Origin of the sequence: Glutamicibacter sp. V16R2B1 (assembly GCF_005774635.1) — a bacterium.
Taxonomy (GTDB): Bacteria; Actinomycetota; Actinomycetes; order Actinomycetales; family Micrococcaceae; genus Glutamicibacter; species Glutamicibacter creatinolyticus.
The window spans coordinates 1-3,271 of sequence record NZ_VATX01000029.1 but is presented as its reverse complement, the minus strand read 5'-3'; the positions used below and the strand labels follow the sequence as shown (position 1 = coordinate 3,271).

1 rRNA gene is annotated in these 3,271 nt (G+C 56.6%); it reads right to left on the bottom strand.

Annotation, left to right across the window (positions count from 1 at the left end):
• Positions 1-3,120: 3,120 nt before the first annotated feature.
• Positions 3,121-3,237: ribosomal RNA gene (gene rrf / locus FDN03_RS15300) — 5S ribosomal RNA — on the bottom strand.
• Positions 3,238-3,271 lie beyond the last annotated feature (34 nt).

Below are 3,271 nucleotides of genomic sequence, written 5' to 3'. Positions count from 1 at the left end.
GAGTTCTCAAACAACAAGCGCTTACCGGTTCATCATCGACATCATTTCGATCCGTGATCTCGTCCGGCGCTCTGTAATTATTTTATCCCAGCGAATTCCTGAAAGTCAAATCCATTCTTTGTGATTTGAATCAGTTTTCGCTTTCCCATTGAATCTTCGACTGTCCACAGTGACCTGTGGAAAATCGTTGATTTTCCGGGCTTCTCGCCTTGATTTGGTACCGGTTTTTCTCCGGTCCGCTTCTCGGCGACAAGGAAAAACTATACACAGGTTTTCAGGCCTCCGCAAATCGAGGACCTGTTTTTGTGTGGTGAGCGTGGCCACATCAAAAATCCTCGCTGCTCGTTGATCAATAGAACCGGTATTTAAGGATTCCCCCCATTTAATGCTTCAGAGTTTTGCCTGCGTCCTCATTCGTGACTGCGCCCTGGTACCAGGTAAAGGGGGACTTTCAGCATGTCTTCGCCAATGTAGAGGGATCTGACAAAGCGGGTTCGATCTAAAGCAGGGCAGGTTTCCTCACTGCCGAACTTCGCGCAACCGCAAACTCCGATGCTGATTCCCGGCAGGTCATCACGCGAGGGCCGCGATCGCCTTTGACAGCTGCTTCAGTACCCGCAAGCCGCACATAGCTCTCAGGTGCAATCGCCATTGACCTTGGGCGATAGCCTAAGACCTGTTCGGGACCGGAGCTGCAGATACAAGGCTCAGCTCAATGATCTGCAGAGTTTTCGACTCTGCAGGAGGCAGCGGCTCCAACAGACAGCATCCCCATGCCCTGTCGGAGTTGATGTGTCGCTGGAACTGGTGCCCGTCCCATTTAGAGATTGGTAGCTGTGCTGTCCTCGGAGCGGAACCCGGGGCGTCTCCTTCCAGAGACTGCCTGCGAGGCTCTCGCCACCACCGCTAGACCGAACGACCCGCCCAGAAGACTTCGCCCCGTTCGAGAGCGGTGCTCCTTCGTTCAGGAGGAAGCTCGTTGTCCTTTACAGCCTTAGAGCGCTAGTGCTTGCTCACCGGACGAGTTGTCTCGTCGATCGGCGTTGCAGTTCAACCAGCTCATTACGAAGCGGCCGTTGCCAGCATCGATGTCGGACGCGTTCGTTGCCCCCTTTGGCGTCGCGGCCGGGCTGGGGCTGTGCAGCCATTTTGTAGTGATTGGAATGATGTAGGCGTACTCATCCTCGCGGAGTACGGTGTTCGGTTCGGTGCCTTCACCCTCTGTTCGGAGCATGCATCAGAACTGGGTGTCCTTGCTACAGGCAGAACGCCAGGCAAACGAGGATCCCGGGCATACCCCTGCTGTGGGATCAATACCCAAACAACTCAGAGCGAGACAGCACAGGCGGGAGCGTTCGTTGCCCTGCTGTGCCACCGCCCGGGATAAATTAACAGCTCGCGTTGGACGTCGCATAGCGGAGTGCCTTCGCGATACACCGAGTTAGGATCAGCAAGGCACTCGACCCTGAGAGCCAAATGGTTGGCTGTGTGGGTAGAGCTCTCCTTGGACCTGCGGTGTCCGTAGTCTCTGACCGAGGCTTGGGTTGAGAAGTCTTACTCGCGCCAGCGCCACCTAATGCTGCTATCTGGTCCCCGAATAGTGAAGTACATGGCACCTCAACCATCCACGCCAGACAGTTCTCCAGCCTTGTATGCTCAGGTTCCACATGATTTCGCCATGCAGGTTGCGATCGTCTGTCGGCCACGCAACCCAATATGTAGCTGTGAGCATTCAGAACCGGGCATGACGCCGGTTCTGCTGCGGGAAGTACGCCTCCTCTACCATGAGAATGCATTTCGCCGAACATGGGTTCACGACCAGAGTGGCATCTTCGATGGCTCATCTCTTGGCTTCACTCGCACAAGCGTCCTTCATCAGGTCAAAGCGCTAACTGAGCGACGCTCGAGCACCATTCCCCAGGGAAAGCCGGCCATTGGCTCTCGTCAGCTTCAAGGTGTGCCCAACGCGCAGGTGCAATTCCATAGTGCCGGCCAGGAGCAGATGGTCGGCCACCCAATCTGAGCGAGTCGGTAATACCACTCAATGACGATGAAGGCGTCGGCGCCGATGCCGTGGTCTCGTTGCGCGCCTGGGGACAAAGGCAAATTCGCCGAGCATGCTAGAGCTGCCAAGCCCACGGTGGATCGGTAGGGGGATCGTACAGCCAACCACGAGTTCGTCAGATCCCGGTCGAATGGCACAGCGCTGACACTTTCATGGCAGGGCTCGATCGTGCCCTCAAACTCGTCATTCGAGGCAACTCATGGAAGAAGCTGGCGTTGGCAGCATGGGGAAGCACTATCCGCCGGCGGCTCGAAGGAGGCAGTCCAGAACGAGGGAACGTAAGCTCCTCTACTCCTTCGATGCCTGTTGCCGGAACCGACGGCCATCTGCATGCGTTTGCGCCGGCCTGTTATCACGGCCAGCAAGACACTCGGCAAGGTCGTACAAGGGAAGGGGTGCGTTAAATGCAAGCTGGCTTATGTCGCCATCCCAAGAGACGAGAGTGCTGTTGTACAAGGTGGTGCAGCCGCCCATGGGAAACAAGCGGTGCAGGTGCCCTCGGACCTGTACTCGGTAGCGGCCCAAGTTGATGCCCAGCACACTGACCACTTCCGCGGTCGACCGGTTGCTGCAACATGCAAATCTTCCAGATCAACCGTGAAGCAATGCTCGAGCCCCAGAGTCTTCCGGTGTGCGCAGCAAGAGCAAGGAGGCAGCGACCCCGACGACCGGCCGTCTTGAAGCCGCGTGTCCCAGCCGGTACCGATGAGTGGCAAACTGATCACGATTTTCCACGGACGTCTATTCATAGACCCCAACGGACAGAAACACGGGTGCTTGCCACCTATTCCACGGCAAGAAACGAACCATATTCCGCTGGAGAGGGGCATCTCACCGTAACCACGAACGCGACGAGTACAACCAGACCATGTCGAAAAAGTCTTTGAAGTCCAATAGCAGAGTACGAAGATAAGAAGCCGGCAGCTCTGGGCCGACGCGCGGTTTCCCGAGTGCCGGATCAGGGCTACCGATTAGCAAGCACGAGAACATTTGGGCTTAAATAGGTGAGGCTCCAACCATCACTGGTTGGAGCCTCAAACCCTTCATCAAGTTAAGTCCGGCGGTGTCCTACTCTCCCACACCCTCACGAGTGCAGTACCATCGGCGCAGTGGGCCTTAGCTTCCGGGTTCGGTATGGGACCGGGCGTTTCCCCCACGCTATGACCGCCGTAACAGCAGTGAAACAACCACACACCTGGTGCACGC